Origin of the sequence: Pseudomonas sp. PB103 (assembly GCF_009764635.1) — a bacterium.
GTDB lineage: Bacteria > Pseudomonadota > Gammaproteobacteria > Pseudomonadales > Pseudomonadaceae > Aquipseudomonas.
Map to the genome: position 1 here is coordinate 1 of NZ_RWIL01000021.1, position 3,126 is coordinate 3,126.

A 3,126-nucleotide genomic window follows, 5' to 3' on the forward strand; every position below is an offset into this window, starting at 1 on the left:
TCTCGCCAGCACGACCTTCGTCGAGCAGCTTGCGGAACATTTCAACACCGGTGCAAGTAGTAACGGTGGTGTCACGCAGACCAACGATTTCCAGCGGATCTTGAACGCGAACGATACCGCGCTCGATGCGACCAGTTACAACAGTACCGCGACCGGAGATCGAGAATACGTCCTCGATTGGCATCAGGAACGGCTTGTCAGTCACACGAACTGGTTCTGGGATGTAGCTATCCAGAGTCTCAACCAGTTTCTTGACGGCAGTGGTGCCCATCTCGTTGTCGTCTTTGCCCTCCAGAGCCATACGAGCCGAACCGATGATGATTGGAGTGTCATCGCCCGGGAAGTCGTAGGTGGACAGCAGGTCGCGAACTTCCATCTCAACCAGTTCCAGCAGCTCAGCGTCATCTACCAGGTCAGCCTTGTTCAGGAAAACCACGATGTACGGAACGCCTACCTGACGGGACAGCAGGATGTGCTCACGGGTTTGCGGCATCGGACCATCAGCGGCCGAGCAAACTAGAATAGCGCCATCCATTTGAGCAGCACCGGTGATCATGTTCTTCACATAATCAGCGTGACCTGGGCAGTCAACGTGAGCGTAGTGACGGATCTTCGAGTTGTACTCAACATGAGCGGTATTGATGGTAATGCCGCGTGCTTTTTCTTCCGGGGCGCTGTCGATCTTGTCGAAGTCAACGATTGCCGAGCCGAAAACTTCGGAGCAAACGCGAGTCAGAGCAGCAGTCAAAGTGGTTTTACCGTGGTCAACGTGACCAATGGTCCCAACGTTGACGTGCGGCAGGGAACGATCAAATTTTTCCTTAGCCATCGATATCACCCTTAACAGAAGAATTGAGCAAACGACACAAGCCATTAAAACAAAGGCAGATATTTTCATATCTGCCTTGTTATATGGAGCTCTTGAGCGGATTTGAACCGCTGACCTCACCCTTACCAAGGGTGTGCTCTACCAACTGAGCTACAAGAGCAAAACACTTTGCACAACCTGCAAACTTGGAGCGGGTAGCGGGAATCGAACCCGCATCATCAGCTTGGAAGGCTGAGGTTCTACCACTAAACTATACCCGCGGAGCCTGCAGCTCACGCTTAAATCTGGTGGAGGGAGAAGGATTCGAACCTTCGAAGTCGTAGACGTCAGATTTACAGTCTGATCCCTTTGGCCGCTCGGGAACCCCTCCTAATCAGGCCGGCATTCTATACTATGCCAAACCCCTGTCAAGCATTTTCTCATTTAAAAACCTGAGGTTAGCTGCATTGACATCACTTCACTTTGATTCCCTGTTTAGGTCTTCGCTGTGGAGCGGGCGCCATTCTATGCAAACTATTCAGTAGGTGCAACCCCCTCACACAGCATTATTTTATGTTTTAACTCATTGAATTCCTTGGAAAGGTTCTGCAGCTGGATATCCCCCAGCAAACGCTCGCTCGAAGGCGCTATCCGCAACCAGTACTCAACATCAGGAAGATCCTTCGACGCAGGCTGTGCACTTATCCCCATACCAGCCAAACGCCGCTCAAGGCCTTCAATCAGCTCTTGGCGAGAGAATCCTCCCAGGAAAAGGCATTCATTCTCCACTGTAGAGCTGCTCGTCCTTTCTCGCGATGCAGCTCCGCTCTCGCTGAGCAAACGAATATCTTGCTGCGAACCTCGATACAGATTGAGCGGAGTCACATCTTTCGCACGCAAAGGGGCCTCCTGCTGATGCCAGACGTAATAAAACACATTGAGTACTAACAGCAGCAGGAAGATCCAACGCATACAAACCTCAAGTAAAAGGACATGCCATAGCCAGACTTACAAAGAAACCCACCAGGAGCGATCCATGCCAAGCAACTGCACGCAGGCCCTTATTCAGCAACTAATCCGATTCAACGATCGCCTGCACAATCAAATCCGTCGCTTCATTGGCTAACACGCGCCGTTTTATGAAGCCATTACCCTACTCGAGCTCAAGAATCGTCTCGCAGCCTCAGGCTAAGCTCACCACCACTGAAAACCTTTTCAACACCATCCACCACCAACCGCAGAGCACCTTGATTATCGATACCTTGCACCACGCCATCTATTTGACTAACGCCAGCAATCAGTGAGACCGACCGACCATGCCACAAATGGTTTTCTTCCCACTCCGCTTGCATAACCGTAAAGCCACCAGCCTGGTGACGCTCTATATAAGCCTGTAATTGCTCACTCAATTCAGCCACAAGAACATTACGATCGCAGGCCTTCCCAGACTCGAGCCGTATTGACGTCCATTTTTGATCCACTTCTGTTGCGACCTGCATGTTTGCATTGATGCCAATGCCTAACACCACATGGCAAACATCTGCGGGGTCGCCAACGAGCTCGAGTAAAATGCCAGCAATTTTCTTGTCACCGACAAGGACATCGTTAGGCCACTTTAACCCCGCCCCACCAACGCCGGATTTCCACAAGGCCCGCATCACCGCCAAGCCAACGACCAGACTCAACCCTTCGAGCTGGCGCATTCCACCATCGATGCGAAGAACAAGACTGTAATAAAGATTTTCGGCAAACGGGCTAACCCATTTGCGCCCTCTACGCCCACGACCGGAAGTCTGCCTCTCAGCAACAACTAAAAATGGCGCGGCCTGCCCACGACCAATAGCGCGCAAAGCTTCAGCATTCGTCGAGTCGATAGTGTCGAACACTGCGAGAGGCCATTGCGGCATCATTTCTGAGATTTTTATAGGGTCGAGTAACGTCAACGGCGCCGCCAACTGATAGCCACGCCCCCGAACCTTATGAATGGACAATCCAAGCTCAGACTCAAGGTGCTGAAGCTGCTTCCATACTGCACTTCGGCTAACTCCGAGGGCTACGCCCAGGGCCTCACCAGAATGAAAGCGCCCATCCTTCAGAAGATTTAACAACGTCAGCATGCAGGTCTCGCCTCGTAATGAGGCCCGAATAATATCTATGCTCAGGACAGTTGCATAGAAATCAAGCGAGCACATTTCCTGCGGGCAAAACAAAACCCCAACTGCTTTCGCAATTGGGGTTTCGGAATTTAATCTTGACGATGACCTACTCTCACATGGGGAAACCCCACACTACCATCGGCGATGCATCGTTTCACTGCT

The 3,126-nt window shown here is 51.5% G+C and carries 3 protein-coding genes and 3 tRNA genes; all 6 read right to left on the reverse strand.

What is annotated here, in order from left to right; all coding sequences use genetic code 11:
- Window positions 1–829: elongation factor Tu (locus EJA70_RS04125; protein WP_158829845.1), on the reverse strand; the 829-nt coding region annotated here is incomplete at its 3' end.
- Window positions 830–913: 84 nt separating this feature from the next.
- Window positions 914–989: transfer RNA gene (locus tag EJA70_RS04130), tRNA-Thr, on the reverse strand.
- Between the two features lie 26 nt (window positions 990–1,015).
- Window positions 1,016–1,089 (reverse strand) — tRNA-Gly (locus EJA70_RS04135).
- A 25-nt stretch (window positions 1,090–1,114) separates the two neighbouring features.
- Window positions 1,115–1,199: transfer RNA gene (locus EJA70_RS04140), tRNA-Tyr, on the reverse strand.
- 143 nt (window positions 1,200–1,342) lie between these two features.
- A complete protein-coding gene (locus EJA70_RS04145) occupies window positions 1,343–1,780 on the reverse strand; it encodes a hypothetical protein (RefSeq protein WP_158829853.1) in 438 nt (145 codons plus the stop codon).
- A 191-nt stretch (window positions 1,781–1,971) separates the two neighbouring features.
- Window positions 1,972–2,925, reverse strand: coding sequence for a bifunctional biotin--[acetyl-CoA-carboxylase] ligase/biotin operon repressor BirA (birA, locus tag EJA70_RS04150; protein WP_158829855.1), 954 nt, complete (start codon window positions 2,923–2,925; stop codon window positions 1,972–1,974).
- Between the last annotated feature and the right edge of the window lie 201 nt (window positions 2,926–3,126).